Annotated in this window: 18 protein-coding genes and 1 pseudogene; 14 read left to right on the plus strand and 5 right to left on the minus strand. The window is 33.6% G+C overall.

The window, feature by feature from the left end; all coding sequences use genetic code 11:
* Window positions 1–16 precede the first annotated feature (16 nt).
* The gene (locus tag G9F74_RS16940; protein ID WP_001204118.1) at window positions 17–640 is read left to right on the plus strand and encodes a Pr6Pr family membrane protein; all 624 of its coding nucleotides are present in this window, start codon (window positions 17–19) and stop codon (window positions 638–640) included.
* A 202-nt stretch (window positions 641–842) separates the two neighbouring features.
* On the opposite strand, the gene G9F74_RS16945 is transcribed toward G9F74_RS16940, so the two are convergent.
* Window positions 843–1175: a YqzG/YhdC family protein gene (locus G9F74_RS16945; protein ID WP_000811610.1), complete on the minus strand. Its 333-nt coding sequence runs from the start codon at window positions 1173–1175 to the stop codon at window positions 843–845.
* A gap of 145 nt (window positions 1176–1320) precedes the next feature.
* Here G9F74_RS16945 and sleB point away from each other — a divergent pair, with 145 nt between their 5' ends.
* From sleB to G9F74_RS16975, 6 genes are all read left to right on the plus strand, one after another.
* A complete protein-coding gene (sleB, locus tag G9F74_RS16950) occupies window positions 1321–2100 on the plus strand; it encodes a spore cortex-lytic enzyme (protein ID WP_001249060.1) in 780 nt (259 codons plus the stop codon).
* Between the two features lie 15 nt (window positions 2101–2115).
* A complete protein-coding gene (gene ypeB, locus G9F74_RS16955) occupies window positions 2116–3456 on the plus strand; it encodes a germination protein YpeB (RefSeq protein WP_000943731.1) in 1341 nt (446 codons plus the stop codon).
* Between the two features lie 26 nt (window positions 3457–3482).
* Entirely contained in the window at window positions 3483–4079 is a 597-nt protein-coding gene (locus G9F74_RS16960; RefSeq protein ID WP_000698005.1) for a YhcN/YlaJ family sporulation lipoprotein, read from the plus strand.
* Between the two features lie 107 nt (window positions 4080–4186).
* Window positions 4187–4543: a hypothetical protein gene (locus G9F74_RS16965; RefSeq protein WP_000976449.1), complete on the plus strand. Its 357-nt coding sequence runs from the start codon at window positions 4187–4189 to the stop codon at window positions 4541–4543.
* Window positions 4544–4568: 25 nt separating this feature from the next.
* Complete coding sequence (locus G9F74_RS16970; RefSeq protein ID WP_001020893.1) at window positions 4569–5066, plus strand: GNAT family N-acetyltransferase; 498 nt, start codon at window positions 4569–4571, stop codon at window positions 5064–5066.
* Window positions 5067–5213: 147 nt separating this feature from the next.
* Window positions 5214–5750 (plus strand): DUF1697 domain-containing protein, encoded by a 537-nt coding sequence (locus tag G9F74_RS16975; RefSeq protein ID WP_000158250.1) that lies wholly within the window; start codon window positions 5214–5216, stop codon window positions 5748–5750.
* 42 nt (window positions 5751–5792) lie between these two features.
* Here the strand turns inward: G9F74_RS16975 and G9F74_RS16980 are convergent.
* A pseudogene (locus tag G9F74_RS16980) lies at window positions 5793–6196 on the minus strand (DUF2178 domain-containing protein).
* Window positions 6197–6405: 209 nt separating this feature from the next.
* Here G9F74_RS16980 and G9F74_RS16985 point away from each other — a divergent pair.
* Window positions 6406–7575 carry a ParM/StbA family protein gene (locus G9F74_RS16985; protein WP_000025612.1) on the plus strand — a complete coding sequence of 390 codons (1170 nt, stop codon included), beginning with the start codon at window positions 6406–6408 and terminating at the stop codon, window positions 7573–7575.
* 11 nt (window positions 7576–7586) lie between these two features.
* Window positions 7587–7922 (plus strand): hypothetical protein, encoded by a 336-nt coding sequence (locus tag G9F74_RS16990; RefSeq protein WP_001257765.1) that lies wholly within the window; start codon window positions 7587–7589, stop codon window positions 7920–7922.
* A gap of 130 nt (window positions 7923–8052) precedes the next feature.
* Here the strand turns inward: G9F74_RS16990 and mleBCA are convergent, their stop codons facing one another.
* Window positions 8053–8907, minus strand: a complete 855-nt coding sequence (gene mleBCA / locus G9F74_RS16995) for a BCA family alpha/beta fold macrolide esterase (RefSeq protein ID WP_000136875.1) — start codon at window positions 8905–8907, stop codon at window positions 8053–8055.
* Between the two features lie 211 nt (window positions 8908–9118).
* Between mleBCA and G9F74_RS17000 the strand changes: the two genes are divergently transcribed.
* A complete protein-coding gene (locus G9F74_RS17000; RefSeq protein WP_000644551.1) occupies window positions 9119–10045 on the plus strand; it encodes an NADP-dependent oxidoreductase in 927 nt (308 codons plus the stop codon).
* A 131-nt stretch (window positions 10046–10176) separates the two neighbouring features.
* Here G9F74_RS17000 and pdxR read toward each other — a convergent pair whose 3' ends face one another.
* Window positions 10177–11610 (minus strand): MocR-like pyridoxine biosynthesis transcription factor PdxR, encoded by a 1434-nt coding sequence (gene pdxR, locus G9F74_RS17005; RefSeq protein WP_000706569.1) that lies wholly within the window; start codon window positions 11608–11610, stop codon window positions 10177–10179.
* Window positions 11611–11757: 147 nt separating this feature from the next.
* Between pdxR and G9F74_RS17010 the strand changes: the two genes are divergently transcribed.
* Window positions 11758–12675, plus strand: a complete 918-nt coding sequence (locus G9F74_RS17010; protein WP_000234345.1) for a DMT family transporter — start codon at window positions 11758–11760, stop codon at window positions 12673–12675.
* Between the two features lie 84 nt (window positions 12676–12759).
* Here G9F74_RS17010 and secY read toward each other — a convergent pair whose 3' ends face one another.
* A complete protein-coding gene (gene secY, locus G9F74_RS17015) occupies window positions 12760–14064 on the minus strand; it encodes a preprotein translocase subunit SecY (protein WP_000490108.1) in 1305 nt (434 codons plus the stop codon).
* A gap of 524 nt (window positions 14065–14588) precedes the next feature.
* On the opposite strand from secY, the gene G9F74_RS17020 reads away from it, so the two are divergent.
* The 3 genes from G9F74_RS17020 to G9F74_RS17030 all read left to right on the plus strand — a co-directional run bounded on the left by G9F74_RS17020 (window position 14589) and on the right by G9F74_RS17030 (window position 19662).
* The gene (locus G9F74_RS17020; RefSeq protein ID WP_001091625.1) at window positions 14589–15104 is read left to right on the plus strand and encodes a DinB family protein; all 516 of its coding nucleotides are present in this window, start codon (window positions 14589–14591) and stop codon (window positions 15102–15104) included.
* 557 nt (window positions 15105–15661) lie between these two features.
* A complete protein-coding gene (locus tag G9F74_RS17025; RefSeq protein WP_002038889.1) occupies window positions 15662–17614 on the plus strand; it encodes a bifunctional metallophosphatase/5'-nucleotidase in 1953 nt (650 codons plus the stop codon).
* 344 nt (window positions 17615–17958) lie between these two features.
* On the plus strand, window positions 17959–19662 hold the full coding sequence (locus tag G9F74_RS17030) for a M4 family metallopeptidase (RefSeq protein WP_016108556.1): 1704 nt from the start codon (window positions 17959–17961) through the stop codon (window positions 19660–19662).
* The last annotated feature ends 435 nt before the right edge of the window (window positions 19663–20097 follow it).

A 20097-nucleotide genomic window follows, 5' to 3' on the forward strand; every position in this document is an offset into this window, starting at 1 on the left:
GAAAAGGAGGGAATGTATGAGGGATGAAAAAACTTTATCTTTATTTAGACTATGTTTAAGTCTTCTAGCATGTAGTGCCATTATTACGCAATTCATAATCAGGGCACAATTGAAACCGTTCAATCCAGTTAATTTTTTTAGTTTCTTTACGATTGAAAGTAACATTTTAGTTGTATGTATTCTCCTTTTAAGCAGTATCGGAACAGCTACATTTGGTCGCTCAGAACAATTTAGTATACTTCGAGGTGCGGCAACGGTATACATACTTACGACAGGACTCATTTATTTTTTGCTATTAAGAGGATTAGAAGAGTCACTTCAAACGGCAATACCATGGGTAAATACAGTGCTACATTATATCATGCCGATTGCAATGCTTTTAGATTGGATTTTAAATCCACCTATTAAGAAAATCACTTGGAAACAATCTACAAGCTGGCTCTTATTCCCGTTTTTTTACGTTGTATATAGCTTAATACGTGGCCCAATCGTGAATTGGTATCCATATCCGTTTTTAGATCCAAGAATAGGTGGGTATGGTAAAGTACTTTTATACAGTATAGGGATAGCGGTTGTAATTGGCGCTATTTGTATATTGGTAAGATTTTTAGGGAATCGAAACTTTAGGAAAGAATTTTAGAAATGCAAGGAGCCCCACTGTTTCCGTTTTTAATAGTGGGGTTTCATTTTATCCCGCATTAACGGGGCAGTAAGACCCCCACCTCAAAATTCAGCGAAAGCAAAGAAGTTAGATGGGGGATCAACTGCCCGTAAAAGCCCGATTGGTTCAACTAATAATCAGTGGGAGATGAACAAACCCCCCCACTGATTAAAGTTTTACTTTATCTACTCGTCTTCTGAAACGACAACTTTATAAATTTCTCTGTCTTCGTTTCAAATTCTACATCAACAAAAACACCATATTCTTTTCCATCTTCACGTAGCCACAATTTAAACTTTTCAACAGTTATTTGAACCGTTTTTGGTTTTCTACCTATATGAAGATAATCAACAATCTCTGCTTTCGGATATTGTTCTTTCGTCTTTTCTACAGCAAGTTTACCCCATTTTGCATAAGGCGGTTGTGCATGAACAATCGATGACCCGGTATATATATTTAAACATGTTGTTAATAAAAGAATGACGAATGCGATACGCTTTAACAATTGCTTCATAATGAACTCCTTTTCTCCTTTTTGTATATTGTTTACATATTCTTTCAACGATATAAGTTTGGATTTTTTTGTCTTCTTTACATAAAAGCGAGGCTTTTACAAAACATAACCAAGAAATCATTTCTGTAATTAAGGAGGGAAAATTATGCGCCAAAAAGCTATTTTTAAAATAGTAGTTTTACTTGCGTTCATAGGACTGTCTTTAATGGTCAGTAGTATACAACTAAAGAATGTAGAAGCTTTTTCTAATCAAGTCATTCAAAGAGGAGCATCCGGTGAAGATGTCATTGAACTACAATCTCGTTTGAAATATAACGGATTTTATACAGGAAAAGTAGATGGTGTTTTCGGATGGGGTACATATTGGGCACTTCGGAATTTTCAAGAGAAATTTGGACTACCTGTTGATGGTTTAGCGGGTGCTAAAACGAAGCAGATGCTCGTAAAGGCAACAAAGTATGATAAGTCGACTGCGAATAAAGGGACGACAACGAATAAAGGAAATAGTGGTGGCACTGCACAAGAAAATAAACCACCACAAAATAAAGGGACAAATGTTCCGAACGGTTATTCCCAAAATGACATTCAGCTCATGGCAAATGCAGTATATGGAGAATCACGTGGTGAGCCGTATTTAGGACAAGTTGCAGTAGCTGCAGTTATTTTGAACCGTGTTACAAGCGCATCATTCCCAAATACCGTTTCAGGTGTAATCTTTGAGCCGAGAGCGTTTACAGCGGTGGCTGATGGACAAATATATTTAACGCCAAATGAAACAGCGAAAAAAGCGGTTTTAGATGCGATAAACGGCTGGGATCCAACAGGAAATGCTTTATATTATTTCAACCCAGATACTGCGACAAGTAAATGGATTTGGACTCGTCCACAAATTAAAAAAATTGGTAAACATATTTTCTGTAAATAGAGCGGAGGTGGGACAATGTTAAGAGGTATTATCATTGTATTATTAACAGTTGGTGTAGTTGGAACAGGATATTGGGGCTATAAAGAGCACCAAGAGAAAAATGCGGTTTTAATTCGAGCGGAAAATAGTTATCAACGAGCATTCCATGATTTAGCATACGAAGTTGATTTATTACACGATAAAATTGGTACAACACTTGCGATGAATTCACGCTCATCTTTATCACCTGCATTAGCAGATGTATGGCGTTTAACATCTGAAGCTCGTTCAGATGTAGGACAACTCCCGTTAACATTAATGCCGTTTAATAAAACGGAAGAGTTTTTAGCAAATATCGGTGATTTTAGTTACCGTGCAGCCATTCGTGATTTAGAAAAAGAGCCGTTAAATGAACAAGAATATAAAACGTTGCAAACTTTATATTCAAATGCGGGAAATATACAAGATGAACTAAGGAAAGTACAACATCTTGTTTTGAAAAATAATTTACGCTGGATGGATGTTGAAATGGCACTTGCATCAAATCGCGATCCAGCAGATAACACAATTATTGATGGATTAAAAACTGTAGAGAAAAACGTAACATCATACTCTTCTACAAACTTCGGACCGACCTTTACAAGTGCACAAAAAAATAAAAAAGGTGGATTTGAAGCAGAAGGAAAGGCAATTTCTAAAGATGAAGCAGCAAAAATCGCAAAATCATTTTTAAATTTAAAAGGAAATGAAAAAGTCGATGTAGAGAAAAGTGGAAAAGGTGCGAAAGAATCATTCTATAGTGTGAAGATTAAAGACTCTGCAACGAATAATGAGTTTTACATGGATATTACCGGAAAAGGCGGATATCCAATTTGGGTAATGAATAATCGAGAAATTAAAGAACAGAAAATTAGTTTAAATGATGCAGGAAGTAAAGGATTGACGTTTTTAAAGGATCATAAGTTTAATAATATGGAGCTCTATGATAGTTCTCAATATGATACTATCGGCGTGTTTACTTATGTAGTAAATGAGAATGGCGTACGGATTTATCCGGAAGCAATCCAAATGAAAATTGCTTTAGACGACGGATCTATCGTTGGATTTTCTGCAAAAGAATATTTAGCATCACATCAAAAACGAACAATTCCGTCTGCCAAGCTAACTGCAGCAGAAGCAAGGAAGAAAATTAACCCTGATGTGAAAGTGATGGAAGAGCGAAAAGCAGTTGTAGTAAATGATTTGCATAATGAAGTACTTTGCTATGAATTTGTTGGAACGTTAGGGAAAGATACGTATCAAATTTTCATCAATGCGAATAGCGGAGCAGAAGAAAAAGTGAAAAAAATGCAAGCTGTTGAAAAAATTTATGATTAAACCTTAATAGTAAAGTGGTGAAAAGAATGAAAATCCTAATATATGTGTTGATGCTTTGCTTTTTTATAACTGGATGCAGTATTGGAAAAAAAGACAATCCAAATGAAAAGCCAGAACAAAAAAATGTCTCAATGAAAAATGTTAATTATACAAACAAATCAAATAAGCCAAATGAAAAAGCAGCGGATCATTTAGCATCTTTAGCGGCAAGTGTGCCAGGTGTGAATGATGCAACAGCAGTAGTTGTTGGAAAATATGCTATTGTAGGTATTGATGTAAAAGCGAAACTAGACCGAACTCGTGTTGAGTCAATTAAGTACTCTGTTGCAGAAAGTTTAAAAAACGATCCGGATGGTGCGAATGCAGTCGTTGTAGCTGATGTTGATACGTATGAACGGCTGAAACAAATTGGAAAGCAAATTAAAAAAGGGAAAACTGGCGAAGGTATACTGGATGAATTAGCAGCAATTGTTGGCCGCGTGATGCCACAAGTTCCGAATGATATGATTGAAAATAGAGAAACGAATCCAATTAAAGATAATGACAAGCAATTACCAAAAGATGAAGAACAAGAACTAAGAAAAGAACAGAATGACCAATCTAATAATCATTTGAATAAGTAAAATGAGCCTCGTACTAAATTGTACGAGGCTTTTTAAATATAATATTAAATATTCAGTTTATTTTTAAGGGAATATATGGTTTAATTATTGTGGGAGGGACAACTGTTATGATGAAAAAAAGTGCATTTATTTTATGTGGTTTCTGCCTAAGTTTCAGTATGACAGCCTGTGAACAAAAGAAAGAAGTGAAAAAGCAAACAGCGACTTCTTCTACTGTGATGGAAAGTCAGAAGAAAGAATTTATCAATATAAATCATTTCTCAAAAATAGATGAAGGAATGACTTATACAGAAGTGAAAGATTTAATCGGTTTTGAAGGAAATTTACTTATAGAAGAAGGGGTAGAACATTCTACACAAATTAAACAAATTTTTGCTTGGAAGGGGAATAATCCAAATTCATTTGTTGAAATTACATTTTTGGATGGAAAAGTGCATTCTAAATCACAGCAAGGTTTAAGTTAATTTGATAAAAATGGGAGAGTATAGCATGAACATACATACTGGGGAAATACAATTAGTTCCGTATAAGGAGACGTATAAAGAAATTATACAATCATTTACTTTACCAAGTGAACAAGTTCAATTCACATCAGATCCAGGCGAATTATTGAAAAAAGCAAAAAGCGATCGCACAAAAAATGTAATTGTTATTTTAGATTACAACGGGGTACCTGTTGGTCTTTTCGCATTACAAACAGGCGAAAGAGTACAAGAGTTCACAGAGAATGAAGATGCTTTACTTTTAACATCATTTTCTATAAATTATAATAAACAAAGAAGAGGATACGCTAAAAAATCATTGGCATTATTAAAAGATTTTGTAAAACGTTATTTTCCAATAGAAAATGAAGTTGTACTTGCTGTAAATGAAAAAAATATGCCAGCACAAAAGTTATATGAAAAAGTTGGCTTCGAAGATAGAGGCTTTAGAAGAATGGGACCGATTGGTCAACAAATAATAATGCATTTACCTATAATAAAATAACGGGATAGAAAACTTACTCTTGAACATTCTTGTAGTAAGTTCTTTTTATTTTGTGCTATGTTAGTAAAAACGAAAGTCGGTATCAAAAAAGATAAAGGTTTCAATATATATAGTTGAAAGGTCAATGAATATGCGAGGAGTAATGATATGACAATTTATATTGCGTTACTAAGGGGAATCAATGTAGGTGGACATAAAATAATCAAAATGGCAGATTTAAAACGATTGTTTGAATCAATAGGATTAAAACAAGTGAAAACATATATTCAAAGCGGTAATATCGTGTTTGAATCTAAGGAAGATATAAACGCTCTAAAAGTAAAAATTGAATTTGAAATTAAAAAGGAATTTAATTTTGATGTTCAAGTTATCCTAAAAACAAATGAAGAATTAATAAATACTATAAAATATTCCCCTTATAAGGCGGATGCTTTGTTAGAAGGAGAAAGTATACACGTTGCCTTTTTAGCTCATCCATTTTCTGAAGATGAGAGGAAGCAGTTACTTATGTACAAAAGTGAACTTGAAGATTGCTATATAGATGAGAAGGTTGTATATTTGTATTTCAAAAATACCATTCGGAATTCTAAATTAATGAACCAATTTCAGAAGTTACATACACCAGCTACAGTAAGGAATTGGCGAACTGTTAATAAATTAAAAGCAATTGTAGAGGGTATGTAAATATAAAAAGATGAGGTTTCTATATATAGAAAACCTCATCTTTTATTTATATTGTTTTGCAACTATGAGTTCGACAATAGGATAAATAAAGAATGAAGAACAAAGTGCGATAAACAGTGGTAGGTTTTTAACTCCATCTAAATTGGAACCCATAGAAAAACCTTCCGAGAAGAGTAATAGAAGGAACAATACAACTACAAGTACAAAATACGCGATTTTAAAGCTTTTATATGTAATTTGCTGTCCCATTTCATCCTGACTTTCTTCTGATACACCGTGGGATCTCCCCATGTAATATGATTGATGAGGTAGCTAAGTATTAAAGCGCTTGTAAAAATTGTTCCACCTAAAATTACACCTCCATTGATGTATTTATAAGCTCCGTGTATAAGTACTCCGACTAATGATAAAACAATTGTTATTAAAATGAATTTTTTACGATTCATATTAGAACAACACCCCCACGATTGTAAAAAACTCTTTCCATTTATAGTATAAAATTGGAAAAGGTTCATGTCAAATACTTTTTACAAGCAAGGCGAAGGTATATAGTATTTTGTTTTAATGATAAATAAAAAATTACATTACATTTGAATGTAAAAGAATAGGCTCGCATATATTTGGAAGGGATGTCAGATTAATTTAGGGGGTAGTTATGTCTATACTTTTAAAAGCTGGTGCAGATGCAGGAAATAACGGTTTGAAGTTAATGGTGAAAGGGCAAGACCCTATTTTTATTCCGAGTATTTATTCTTTATATATAGGTGAGCCTACAGGATTGTTAGATGAGGGGGATGTGTCATTATCTGAATTAGAAAATCATATCGATGTGACCATTAGTTCTCCATCGCTAATGTTAAATAATGTACGGTACATCGTTGGAGAAAAAGTCATTCAAGATCAATTAAAAGGTACTGAAGTGGAGAAGAAATCGAATAAGTCGACGGATGAGCTAATGGTTATTACAATACTATCGGGTTTAGCAGTAAGTGCTATGCGTCAAAGTCCAACTTCTAGTCATATTAACATTCGATATGATTTATCTGTCGCTCTTCCTATGCAGCTTATTACACAAGAAATAGCTGCCGAAAATGCAAAACGTTATATGGGAAATCATAAAGTTGTTTTCCATTATCCGAACGGTCGTGATGTTACTATTAATGTTTCTATTGAGTTTTGTAAATGTCTGCCTGAGGGCGCTTCTGGGACGTGGGGCATTGTATATGATGAAGAAGGAAATGTTGTGAAACATAAAATAGAATGTGAACAAAATCAAATTTCAGAAATAGATTTTGTTGATAAAACTTTATTGTCTTTTGATATTGGAGCGGGGACAACAGAAGAAGTTGTTTCGTTAGGGGTAAATTTCCGTCCGCAATTAAGTAAAGGATTATCGTACGGTGTAAAAGAAACGTTACTACAAATTATTACGAGATGGAACCGGAAGTATCCAACAAAGACGATTGACAGTATTACAGAATTCAATCAAATTTATTTAAATGATAAACATCCTAGGAATGCATTATTAGTTGAGGAATCACAACCAGCACTATTAGGATTAGCGGCGCGTGTCGCAACAGATATTATTAACAAAATTGATGATATGAAAGACGATCCATACGTGTTTATTTATGGCGGGGGCGCAGTTATCATTAAAAATAGCTTGAAAATGATTTTAAAACAAAAAGGGCGTTTAACAAATGTAATCTTTGTCGATAATCCATTATTTACAAATGCAAGAGGATTATTGGTCTACACTTGTTCGCCAAAGTATAGAGAACATAAACAAAAAGAGTTAGGGTTTACAAACTTAACGATAAGTTAGTTGGTGGCAACATGCGATCTAGGCGATATAAACGTGGTGATCGAGTGAAAATCAATATTCATAAATCAGTATCACCTGAAATGCTTGCATGGCTTAATAAACAATCAAACCCAACTAATTTCTTTTTCTTTGCAGCACAGCAATTATTTAAACAAGTAGGAGATATTGATGTGTCAAAAACTTTACCAAATAGCCATGTTTTCTCATTATATATGGAGCCCTCATCCTTATTAAAAGTCGAAGTAAATCCTTTTAAAAACGTACCACTAGAAGCGAATAAATCCACCGAAAGTGTAAAAAAAAAATCATGGGAATCTGTTGATCAGTTAGATTGTCCATTTTTTTAAACATAGAAAAATATAGGTAAGCCCATCACTATACATATGGATACAGTGATGGGTTTTTGTTAGTGTACCACTAGTCCAATAAATAGAAGGGGCACAATACAAATTTGTGCCCCTTCTATTTATTATTTATCTATATTTTAGATGTATGTTCTGTTACTGCTTGAATAATGTTTTTCCAGTCATCAGGATGATTTTCATGTCCTGCTCCTTCAAGAGTTAAAAGTGCTGAGTTTGGAATTTCATCAATAAGTGCGAGACCATGTTCAAATGGTAGTGCTGTATCGTCAGTTCCGTGAATTACTAATGTGGGTGCTTGTATGGAGCTAAGTACACCTTCATAAGCATCATCACCTTGAAGTAAAGCGTGATTAAACATACTTAATAGATTGTTAGCCCTTTCTATTTCGAGTTTTACTTGTGTATAAACTCTGTTTTCATCAAATGAACGTTTTGAGCCGCACAATAGACGAGAGCCTGTAACTAAATACTCTGTCACAGCGTTTTGATTTGACCAATCTAAATTTGCACCATTTGCGTGATGTATTAAAATTCTTTCATCCATCGGAGGTAAATCGCGAGTGTTGTTATCTGAGCCTATAACACTTGTTGCTAGTAAAGTTAACGTTAAAATTCTTTCAGGATGTTTTACAGCGGCAATTTGAGCAATCATGCCACCTAATGACATACCAAATAAGTGCGCTTTATCAATATGATAGGCATCCAGCACCCCAATTGCATCTTCAGCCATAGTTGTTACCGTATAATTGGAAGTTCCAGGTTCGTATGTAACAGAGCGTCCTACATCACGGTTATCAAAGCGAATGACAAATTTCCCTGTGCTAGCTAACTGTTCACAAAATTCTTCATCCCAATAAACCATTGAACACGTAGCTCCCATAATTAATAAAATTGCTGGATTATTAGGATTTCCAAAGCTTTCTGTACAAATATCAGTCCCGTTTGTTTTAATCATCTTTTCGGTCATAGTGTTATCTCCATTTCTTTTGGATTTTATTACAAACATAGAAAATAAAATTCTGTATGATTCTAAGATGTACACAAAATTGAATTTGGAACTCACATTAATTAATAGCGTAGCATAAATACCACCTCTAAACATGTTTATTGTCATTCAAAGCAAAAAAATTTGAAAAATAATTGTAAGTTATTAAAATAAACAGCAAGGAGGAGAGGAAATGAAAGCAATTGTTATTGATGAATATGGTAGTGTTGAAGAACTAAAAGAAAGACAAATTTTAAAACCAGTTGTTACATATAACGAGGTATTAATACGCATTCTCGCAACATCTGTTAATCCAGTTGATTGGAAAACTAGAAAAGGAGACTTACAACAACAATTGCAATTTTCATTTCCAATTACTTTAGGGTTAGATGTAGCTGGAGTTATCGAAGAGGTTGGAGAAGAGGTAGAAGGTTTCAAAATAGGAGATAAAGTGTTTACGAAACCTGAAAATATAGGGAAGGGATCTTATGCTGAATTCATTGCGGTAAAATCAGATTTAGTAACTTATATGCCTACTAACCTAAGTTTTGAAGAGGCAGCTTCTATTCCACTCGCAGGACTTACTGCTTGGCAAAGTCTTGTAGATTACGCAAAAATAAAAGAAAATGACCGAGTATTTATTCACGCTGGAGCTGGTGGTGTCGGAAGTTTGGCAATCCAAATTGCAAAATCATTTGGAGCTTTTGTTGCAACTACTGCAAGTGGTAAAAATGAAGAATTTTTAAAGGATTTAGGAGCGGATCTCGTTATTGATTATAAAAAAGATAAATTTGAAGAGCTACTATCAGATTTTGATATTGTATTAGATACAATCGGTGGCGAAGTACAAGAAAAAAGTTTTCAAATTATTAAACCTGGCGGTGTTCTAGTTTCGATTGTTCATGAACCAAATTATAAAATGAAAGGGATAAAATCAGGATTTTTATGGCTAAAACCAAGTGGAAAACAATTAGAAGAGTTATCAAATTTAATTGTACATGGAAAAATCAAACCGATCATAAGTAAAGTTGTGTCACTTAATGAAGAAGGGGTTAGAGAAGCTCATATTTTGAGTGAAGGGCAACATGTTAGAGGTAAGATTGTAATTAAAGTGGAATGATGATAGCCGCTGTATATTGACTTGTAGTGAATAAAGATAAATTGGAGTACTCCATAATTTTATAATACCCCAAAGTACTTTTATTTTGGGGTATTAGCTTTTCTTAGTTTGATGGGCTAGTGAACATACTTTTAAAAATTAAAGTTTCGTATTGTATCATGTAATTTCTCTAATCCAATCGCCATATCTTTTTCATTTAACATGGAATAGCTAATTCTTAATTGGTTATTATTTGTATCGTTATTTAATAGACAAGCTGTTCCAGGTAAAAAAGAGACATCTGCTTCATTTGCTTTTTGTAATAAGTTAAAAGGATCAATTGTATTAGGAAGTGTAATCCATAAATTAAAGCCGCCATTTGGTATTTTAAAGTGTATTTCTTTTAGTGGCGATAATATAGCGATTGTTAAATCGCGTCTAATTTGTAAAGCGGTGCGTAATTTTTCTAAATGATTTTTCATACGTTCTGCACGTAAGAAAGGAAGTAGTGCTTTTTGCGTTAATAACGGGCTACCGATATCCATCGAACCCTTCACAGCATATAACCATTCAAAAATAGGCCCATCGGCTATAAGTGCAGCGATACGTAGTCCAGGTGCTAACGTTTTACTAAAACCTTTTAAATATATTACATGACCATTCGTATCAAAACTTTTGATTGGAGGAGGAACTATAGCATCCTCAAAATATATTTCTCCGAAAGAATCATCTTCAATTATAAAAAACTCATATAACTCCGCTAGTTCTATAAGTTCCAATCTCCGTTCTTTACTCATTACTGTACCTGTTGGGTTTTGAAAAGTAGGATTCACATATAACAAAACAGGATTCTTTCTTTGACAAAGGTCATCTATTAAGTCTGAGCGAATGCCGTTTTTATCAAGACTAATAGGTATAATCTGCACTCCTTTGTTGAGAAAAACATCAAGTGCTGCGCCATAACAAGGGCTTTCTACTAATACTATATCTCCAGGTTTTAATAATGTTTGAGCGATCAAATCAATTCCTTGCTGGGCACCACTTGTAATTAATAATTGAGAGGGGTCTGTCACTAATTTCTGATGTTCTTTTAGATAATTAACTATTTCAACTCGAAGTTCATAATCGCCTTGAATAGGTCCATAAGTTGCTAGTAACATCGGATTTTTATCCAGCAATTTGTGCATTTCGTCTGCTAGAAATGGATTTGGTAATAGACGTGGATATAAAATCGCTTGTGAAAAATCATAATATTTTCGGTGTTGATTCATTGCATATTGAGAACGCATAACATTAATAGTTTTCGTTTGTTGCCATTTATAAGGAATAGTTTTGAACTCTTTCTTTACACGTTTATATATATAAGCGCCTTTTCCTTGCTCGATGCGTATATATCCTTTCGTTTCTAGCTGCTTATACGCCTTACGAACAGTCAATAAGCTAATTTGTAAATCTTCGGCCATATAACGTAATGATGGAAGGGAGTCACCATATGAAAGCATGCCACTTTGTACTCTTTCAACAATTTGCATATATATTTGTTGATAATACGGTATGTTGGATTCTTTCCGTATTACAATCTTCATGGCTTCACCTTGTTTCTTTTTTATTTAATTAAAGCGAAAAAAAGAAAGAGAATCAACTACAATTTGATGTAACTGTTATAAGCATAGATACACTGTTATACACGAAACCCTCTATACTCATGTTAAGAGTAAAAAGGAGGAAGAAAAATGGTCATTTTCAATTATATTTTAGTATGTATTATTTTCGGCACAACATTTTTAACGATAAAAATCGGAATTGAAGCAGGAGCGCCTCCATTATTTTCAGCAGGAATTCGTTTCTTTTTAGCAGGAGTAATCTTGATGTTTATATTTAAGTTGAAGCGAAAAGAAATTATGCCGCATGTATTTTCAAAACGTATTATGTATGCTGGCTTTTGTTTAACGTTCATGACATTCGCATCTTTGTACTGGGCTGAACAATATATTTCTTCTGGGTTAGCTGCTGTACTTTCTGCAACAGGTCCTATGATGATTTTATTATTACAAGCAAGAAGAAATAAGAAACAATTGCAAAAGGAGCAATTTTTCGCTTTAATTATTGCGTTAATAGGCGTTGTTTTTGTTTCTTTACCAGGAATGCATCAAGAAGTAAGTTTCATATGGAGTATTGCTTGTATTATTTTAGTAGTAGGGGAGTTATTTTACGGAATAGGTTCTATTCGCTCAAAAGAAATACTTTCGGATTTACGAAGTGTATCACCATTTCTTATTAATGGTATTCAAATGTTTTATGGAGGGATTTTGCTACTAATCGTATCATTCATAGTAGAGCAGCCGAATGTAACTGTATTAACCTCATGGAGCGTACAGTGGCCTATTTTATACCTCATATTTATCGGATCAATTGGTGGGCACGGATTATATTACTGGCTTTTATCAAAAACAAATCCTGTATTCCCATCGACGTGGTTATATGTATCACCATTAATAGCAATTATTGTAGGATATATTGTATTAGGAGAACCATTAAATCCTGCAATGGGTATAGGTGCTTGTTTCATATTGATAGGTGTATTTTTGGCCAATCGTTCAACACTACGGACTTATTTCAAACAAGGACGGTTATTAGAGAAGGAAATGTAGTTGGATAATGTAACGGCCCTGTATATTATCGGGCTAGTAAAATCAAAAACACAGCTGGGAAAATAACCAACTGTGTTTTTATAATTAATTCACTTTTTTAATAAACCCTTTGTAATGACGTTTCACAAGTTGACTTTCTAACGTCTTCATTGTTTCTAGTGCTACACCGACGATAATAAGTAAGCTTGTACCACCAATTTGAGCAGAAGGTGGTAACGTAGCAATTTTCGTAAATACGAGTGGTAATATTGAAATTGCACCTAAGAAAATTGCACCGATAAATGTTAAACGGTATAAAATTTTGGTTACATATTGCTCTGTCGCTTTACCAGGACGAATACCAGGAACATAACCGTTTTGCTTTTTCAAATTCTCAGCCATTTGTTCAGGATTTACTTGAATAAATGCGTAGAAGTATGTGAAAGCAACGATAAGACCGACATAAAGCGTCATTCCAATTGGGTGTGCAAAATCAAGGTTTGCGACTAACCATTTGGATACGCCTGAATCAGGGAAGAGCTGCGCAATTGTACGCGGCGTCATTAAAAAGGCTGAAGCAAAGATTACTGGAATTACACCAGCACTATTTACTTTAAGTGGTAAATGAGTGTTTTTTGCTCCTTGATATGGATTGTTTCCTGATACAGCTTTAGCGTATTGAATGGGTATTTTACGAACAGCTTGTTGAATGTAAATGACACCAACAACAATCGCTAAAATTACGAGTCCAATTAAAACCATTTTTATTATGTGCATGAATAATTGATCGCCTGCATTTTGAAATTGTTGCAAGTAAATTTGATTAGCAACATTCGGAATTGCCGCAACAAGTCCTGCGAAGATAATCATTGAAATCCCATTACCAACACCATTAGCGGTAATTTGTTCACCTAACCAAAGTAAAAATGCAGTACCTGCAGTTAAAACTGTCGCAATAAATAAGTATGTAGTCCAGCTTTGATCTGTTATTAATTGTCCACCTGCTATATTATTAAAACCATAAGACATCCCAATGGATTGTATGAATGCAAGAATGATTGTAAAGTATCGAGTAAATTGAGCTGACTTCTTACGGCCCATTTCACCTTGCTTTGCCCATTCCGAAAATTTAGGTATAACGTCCATTTGTAGTAATTGTACTATGATGGAAGCTGTAATATATGGTGTAATACCTACAGCGAAGATCGAGAAGTGTTGCAATGCTCCTCCACCAAATACGTTTAGCATACCTAAAACGTTGGCTTGATCTTGTACCTTTAATACCTCTGCGTTAGTATGAGGAACTGGAATAAATGTGCCAATTCGAAAAACAATTAGCATCGCTAGTGTAAAAAGAATTTTGTTTCTTATCTCAGCTACTCTCATGAAATTTGAAATCGTACGAAACATTATGTCGCCTCCTATATTTTTATCAGTTCAAAACTGATTATTATATCCCGATGAAGTAACCACAAACCTCCTTCCGCATTAAATTCATTTGACAAATGGAATTTCATACATTTTGCAGTTTTCACGGATATAAAAATATAAGGTGTTATACGAGCGACCTATTATCTTTTCGTAATCATTCAATACCCATAATATATCGAATAAATTAACAAATGTACATACATACGCATGAAAAATGAATAAATAGGGTGATTTTTTACATTTACTTAATGCTAGATTGATAATTAGGAACGTTTTACGTAGTTGTATCGAAAGGATTCAGTGGAAAGTATTATGGTGTAACTGTAGCACATGAAAACCTCAAGGATTTTGAGAAAACGCATATATTTCGTCGTGAATTAGAGAAACTATTAAAGCAAGAAAAGATTTGATTGAAATAGTAGTGAAGGAAAATCTTTTTTCTATAGAGAATATTTCTAACGTAGGAATCTAAGTATGTAGGTTCTAATGAAAGGAGAATTCACATGAATACATTTGTAAATGACAAGTTTGATGAAACGAGAAAGCAATTATTTGAGGAAATTACTTTGTTAAGTGATGCTCAATTTAATAGAAAACCAGATCAGGATAAATGGAGTATAGCACAAGTTTGTCATCACTTAGTTTTATTAGACGAGAGAGTTATAACAGTTATTTCGTCAGGATTAAAAAAGATGGATAGTATCCAAAATGAGCGTAAAGAAATTCACGCTATTGTATTAGATAGATCGATAAAATTTATAGCTCCAGAAATGATTGAACCAAGTATAGAAACATTTGAAGTACAGCAAATGATTGATTTGTTAAACAACGCTAGAAAAGAATTGATGCGTTTCCTGCGTACAATAGAAGATGAATCTATATTAGCGAAAAAATCAGTGATGCATCCAGCTCTTGGAGAATTACTTCTAGATCAGTGGATAGAACTGATCTATTTGCATGAACAGCGTCATATAGAACAAATTAAAGAGATAAAATTGCTTTGTGAAGTTGAAAAGTAAAAATCATTATCTTTTTATTGGGCGATTTGGGATAGTATCAAGGGTTCGAGTGATAAAATTCAAATCCTGATTAAAATTATGATGAATGTAGTTGAACGCAACTAATAAGCAGAAGAAAATACGAAACTAGCAGATCTTACTCCTGAAGAGGAAACGAACATTCGAAAAAAAACTGAATCCGATTTGCTGTATAAGTGGAACCCCGTCTTAAATGAAGAGCGGGGTTATTATTTTTGGAAGTGATCTCAGTATTTTCATATAGAAGGAAGTAAATTGGTAATGAAATCCGAAAATGAGTTATATGTCCAAAATTTTGAAAGCACATATACATCTACCGTTGGTTTAGCGCTCTTCACACGTTGGAGGAAGAAGTATTTTGTTAGAAAACGATAACATACTATTCTGTTAGGGGAAATATGCATTTGATTCTCTATATTTTCACAGTAAAACCACCTCCAAAATTATCTTTTGTAGTTGAATTTTTCCGAATAATAAGTTACATTTTTAAAGTTCAAGCAACTTTATGCCAGTACAAAAAGGGGAGAAATATTGTTATTATGCAAAAAATGAAATGGAAGAACTATGTATGCTATTTTATTATTCTTATGCTTCTTGTAACAGCAGTAACAGTCAAACCAGCTATTTCTAAGGCTGAGGAATCTGATGTTAACATTACATTGTTAGGTACTGCAGATATTCATGGTAGATTTATGCCTTGGGATTATGCGCTTGATGGAGCAAATATGAGTGGAAGTTTGACGCAGCTTTATACGGTTATAAAGAAGGTACGTCAAGAAAATCCAAATACCATATTAGTAGATGCCGGGGATACAATTCAAGGAAACTCAGTAGAATTATTCAACGATAAGCCACAATCGCCAATGATGGTAGCGATGAATACAATGGGATATGACGCCTGGGCATTTGGAAATCATGAATTCAACTTTGGATTAGATACATTGAAAAAAGTTAGTGAGCAATATAAAGGAAAGACGTTAGCAGGAAATATTTATAAGGAAAATGGAGAGCGTTTTCTTCCTGCATATACGATTGTTGAAAAAGGTGGAATTAAAGTCGGGATTATTGGTATGAATACACCAATGATTAGTGATTTTGAAAAAGGGACAGATCATTTGGATGGTTTAGTAGTGAAAAATCCAGTAGAAGAGACAAAAAAGGCAATTAAAGAATTAGAAGGTAAAGTAGATGTAATGGTAGGGGTTATGCATATGGGACTAGAAAATGAGAATGGAATCCCAGGTACTGGTGTTCAAGATATTGCGAATGCTTGTCCGGAACTAAGCGCTATTTTTGCGGCTCATATGCATAAACTTGTAAAAAAAGAAGTTGTAAATGGCGTAATTATTACAGAACCAGATAAATATGGAACGCATATTTCACGTATTGACCTTACTTTTACAAAGCAAGATGGAAAGCTTGTTTTAAAAGATAAAACAGCTACCGCTATACCTGTAAAAAATGCTGATGGAACAACAGTATTATCTGATTCTGCACTTGAAGAAACATTAACACCTTTTCATGAGTATGCAAGAGGAGATGCAAATGTTGTAGTTGCTCAATTAAAAGGGAGAAACCTTGTTCCTGAAAATGAAATAAAGGGTATTCCAAGTGTGCAGATTCAAGAGACACCTTTATCAGATTTCTTTCATGAAGTTATGCTCCATTACAGTAAAGCGGATGTAGTAGCCCATCAAATTGATAATGATTCTGCCCGTTTGGATATAGGGCCTATAAAGAAGAAAGATATTGCGTATAATTATCAATATGCTTTGGGAGAAATTACAGTTTACAAGATAACTGGAAAAGATTTAAAAGACTATATGGAATGGGCAGCAGGATATTTTAACTCATCTCGTGCCGGAGATGTAACAGTTAGTTTTGATAAAAACCGTCGCGCGTCTAAATACAGTACGAATGATTTCTTTGGAGGCGTAAAATACGAAATTGATTTAACAAAGCCATATGGTAGTAGAATTACAAATTTACGCTCTATTCGTACAAATAAACCGATTAAAATGAGCGATGTTATGACGCTAGGAATGAATGCGTATAGAATGGAGGCTCTACAGGCAAAAGGGGGAGCTTTAGAGGGACGTAAATTTGAACAAACTTGGTCATCTAAACAAGAGAATGCATTCGGAGAAACAGGTGGAACCATTCGTAACCTTGCTATTACGTATTTAAAAGAGGTAAAGAACGGTGTATATACGCCAAAAGTTATGCGTAATTGGAAAATTACTGGTGTAGATACACATTCTTCAGAGCATAAAGCTGTAGTTGATCTTGTAAATAAAGGGATTTTAGAAATTCCAAAAACAGAAGATGGAAAATATACAAATATAGCATCTATAAATACTAAAGATTCAATTACAAAAGAAGAGATTGTAGCACTCTCACAAAAAGCTAATATTAATCCAAATCAGTTTAATCATACAAAGACAAAAGGTGAATTTTATAAAAAACTTAGTAGGATTACTAAAAAAATATAAATTATAAGGTTTCTTATAGTAATTGTTATTTTAATAGCATTAAACCCACTCTTACAATAGTAAAGAGTGGGTTTTTATGTTGTTATTTAGATGTAAGTGTACTTTTATTAGAATAAATATAGGTAATTAATAACTAACCAATTGGATGAGCGCTGCCAAAAAGGATTCTTTTTTTATTCAAATTAATGTACTTATGTGTTCCGTTAATTATTTACAATATTGACCACAATTTATGTAATTTTGCATAATATTACATAAATTTTGTATTTTCTCTTTTTTTCGACATAAATAGACAGTATACTTTGTACAAGCTTTCTATTTCAAAAATTATACGAGGTGAAAAAATGAAAAACACAAAGACATTAACTAAGGTAGCATTAACAACAGGATTAGCTTTAACAGCTGTGGCACCATACGGAATAGGTCATGCAGAGGAAACAGATCAACTACAAGTTCAAATTCAGGAGGAATCGTTCCGTTCGGGTGAACTTACACAACCGTCACAAAAGGCACCAGAAAATGTAGTAAAGGATGCACTTAAGGAGAAAACAGAACAAGCTCTGTCCCAAAAACAAGTCAATGGAGAAACAGGAGTAGATTATAAAGTTCTTCAAAAACGTGATTCGTATGATGGGACTACACTCGTACGTATCCAGCAAACATATGAAGGAAAAGAAGTATATGGCCATCAATTAACCGCACACGTAGATAATAAGGGGGTTATTAAAAGTGTTTCAGGTGATAGCGCGCAAAATTTAAAACAAGAAGAATTGAAAAAAACTATTAATCTATCAAAAGATGAAGCAAAACAATATATTTTTACGAAGTACGGGAACGATATCAAGTTTATTTCTGAGCCAGAAATTAAGGAAGTTATTTTTGTTGATGAAAATAATGGACAAGCTAGCAATGCATACCAAGTTACATTTGAAGCTGCAACACCAAACTATGTTTCTGGAACTTATTTAGTAAATGCGCAAAATGGCAATATGTTAAAAAATATGGTACAAGAATCTAACTTAAAAGCAAGTGAAAAACTAGTTGGGGCCTTAAAGGAAAGGAAAAAAAGCAGTCTTACATCATTAACTGGAACAGGAAAAGATGATTTAGGTATTTCTCGTTCATTTGGTATTTCTAAACAAAGTAATGGCAAATATGCGCTTGCTGATTATACAAGAGGGCAAGGAATTGAAACTTATGATGTGAATTACAAAGATATTACTAAAGAAGAAAGCTATTATCCTGGTACATTAGCAACTAGTACTTCAACAACATTTAACGATCCAAAAGCAGTAAGTGCTCATTACTTAGCAACAAAGGTATTTGATTTTTACAAAGATAAATACAAGCGTAATAGTTTTGATAATAAGGGACAAAAGGTAGTTTCAGTTGTACATGCTTGGGATTCTGAAGATACGAACGATCCGAAAAATTGGCAGAATGCATTAAGTGCTAATAATGGAAGTATGCTTGTATATGGCGATCCTATCGTTAAAGCATATGACGTAGCTGGACATGAATTTACACATGCTGTTACTTCTAGCGAATCTAATCTTGAATATTACGGTGAATCTGGTGCAATCAATGAGGCACTATCTGATATTATGGGAACATCTATTGAGAAATACGTAAATAACGGAACATTTAACTGGACAATGGGTGAACAAACCGGATCTGTTTTCCGTGATATGGAAAACCCAGCTTCTGTGCCATCTTCACTTGGAGTACCTTATCCAGATGATTACAGTGAATTTAACGATTTTAATGGCTGGGATCAAGGCGGCGTTCATTTTAATTCAAGCATTATTAATAAAGTTGCGTATCTCATTGCAAAAGGCGGAACTCATAACGGAGTAACTGTTAAAGGAATTGGTGAAGATAAAATGTTTGATATTTTCTATTATGCAAATACAGATGAGTTAAACATGACTTCTAATTTCAAAGAATTGAAGTCTGCATGTATTCGAGTGGCAACTAATAAATATGGAGCGAATACAGCTGAAGTTCAAGCAGTTCAAAAGGCATTTGATGCAGCAAAAATTAAGTAAGTTAGAAGTATCATTTTCATTCTTATATTAATACATTATGAAAAACAGCTAATGTCACTTTAAGGATATTAGCTGTTTTTTTACACAGCAATGCATTATTGATAATAAACTTACTAAGCGATAATTAGGCTGTCTATCTTCAATACGTTGCGAATAATATATAAGGTTAAATGTATATAAAAACAGAAAATTAATAATATATTGACCTCTTGATAGAAAGTGCTATAGAATGAAAACGATAACAAACGATTGCTTTAAAATGATTTCCCTGATCTTTTAGTATTTATAAGTATATAAAGGCATAAAAAATCTATTTTTTTAAGTTTTAATGCAAACGCTTTCGTATTAAAAGGTCATTGAAATACATATGTGAAAATAGCCAATATGGAGGTGAAGTAAAAGAGATTTCTAGTTTAATTTAAGCAGTGTAATTTA

This window comes from Bacillus sp. EKM202B (assembly GCF_011066025.1).
In the GTDB taxonomy this organism is placed as follows: domain Bacteria; phylum Bacillota; class Bacilli; order Bacillales; family Bacillaceae_G; genus Bacillus_A; species Bacillus_A toyonensis.

Excerpts from the sequence above, each read along its gene's own strand:
- ypeB (WP_000943731.1), top strand. The coding sequence starts at position 2,116 with ATGTTAAGAGGTATTATCATTGTATTATTAACAGTTGGTGTAGTTGGA.
- G9F74_RS17020 (WP_001091625.1), top strand. The coding sequence starts at position 14,589 with ATGAATACATTTGTAAATGACAAGTTTGATGAAACGAGAAAGCAATTA.
- G9F74_RS16990 (WP_001257765.1), top strand. The coding sequence starts at position 7,587 with ATGCGATCTAGGCGATATAAACGTGGTGATCGAGTGAAAATCAATATT.
- G9F74_RS16940 (WP_001204118.1), top strand. The coding sequence starts at position 17 with ATGAGGGATGAAAAAACTTTATCTTTATTTAGACTATGTTTAAGTCTT.
- G9F74_RS17030 (WP_016108556.1), top strand. The coding sequence starts at position 17,959 with ATGAAAAACACAAAGACATTAACTAAGGTAGCATTAACAACAGGATTA.
- G9F74_RS16965 (WP_000976449.1), top strand. The coding sequence starts at position 4,187 with ATGATGAAAAAAAGTGCATTTATTTTATGTGGTTTCTGCCTAAGTTTC.
- sleB (WP_001249060.1), top strand. The coding sequence starts at position 1,321 with ATGCGCCAAAAAGCTATTTTTAAAATAGTAGTTTTACTTGCGTTCATA.
- secY (WP_000490108.1), bottom strand. The coding sequence starts at position 14,064 with ATGTTTCGTACGATTTCAAATTTCATGAGAGTAGCTGAGATAAGAAAC.
- G9F74_RS16960 (WP_000698005.1), top strand. The coding sequence starts at position 3,483 with ATGAAAATCCTAATATATGTGTTGATGCTTTGCTTTTTTATAACTGGA.
- G9F74_RS16975 (WP_000158250.1), top strand. The coding sequence starts at position 5,214 with ATGACAATTTATATTGCGTTACTAAGGGGAATCAATGTAGGTGGACAT.
- G9F74_RS17025 (WP_002038889.1), top strand. The coding sequence starts at position 15,662 with ATGCAAAAAATGAAATGGAAGAACTATGTATGCTATTTTATTATTCTT.
- G9F74_RS17010 (WP_000234345.1), top strand. The coding sequence starts at position 11,758 with ATGGTCATTTTCAATTATATTTTAGTATGTATTATTTTCGGCACAACA.
- G9F74_RS16945 (WP_000811610.1), bottom strand. The coding sequence starts at position 1,175 with ATGAAGCAATTGTTAAAGCGTATCGCATTCGTCATTCTTTTATTAACA.
- mleBCA (WP_000136875.1), bottom strand. The coding sequence starts at position 8,907 with ATGACCGAAAAGATGATTAAAACAAACGGGACTGATATTTGTACAGAA.
- pdxR (WP_000706569.1), bottom strand. The coding sequence starts at position 11,610 with ATGAAGATTGTAATACGGAAAGAATCCAACATACCGTATTATCAACAA.
- G9F74_RS17000 (WP_000644551.1), top strand. The coding sequence starts at position 9,119 with ATGAAAGCAATTGTTATTGATGAATATGGTAGTGTTGAAGAACTAAAA.
- G9F74_RS16970 (WP_001020893.1), top strand. The coding sequence starts at position 4,569 with ATGAACATACATACTGGGGAAATACAATTAGTTCCGTATAAGGAGACG.
- G9F74_RS16985 (WP_000025612.1), top strand. The coding sequence starts at position 6,406 with ATGTCTATACTTTTAAAAGCTGGTGCAGATGCAGGAAATAACGGTTTG.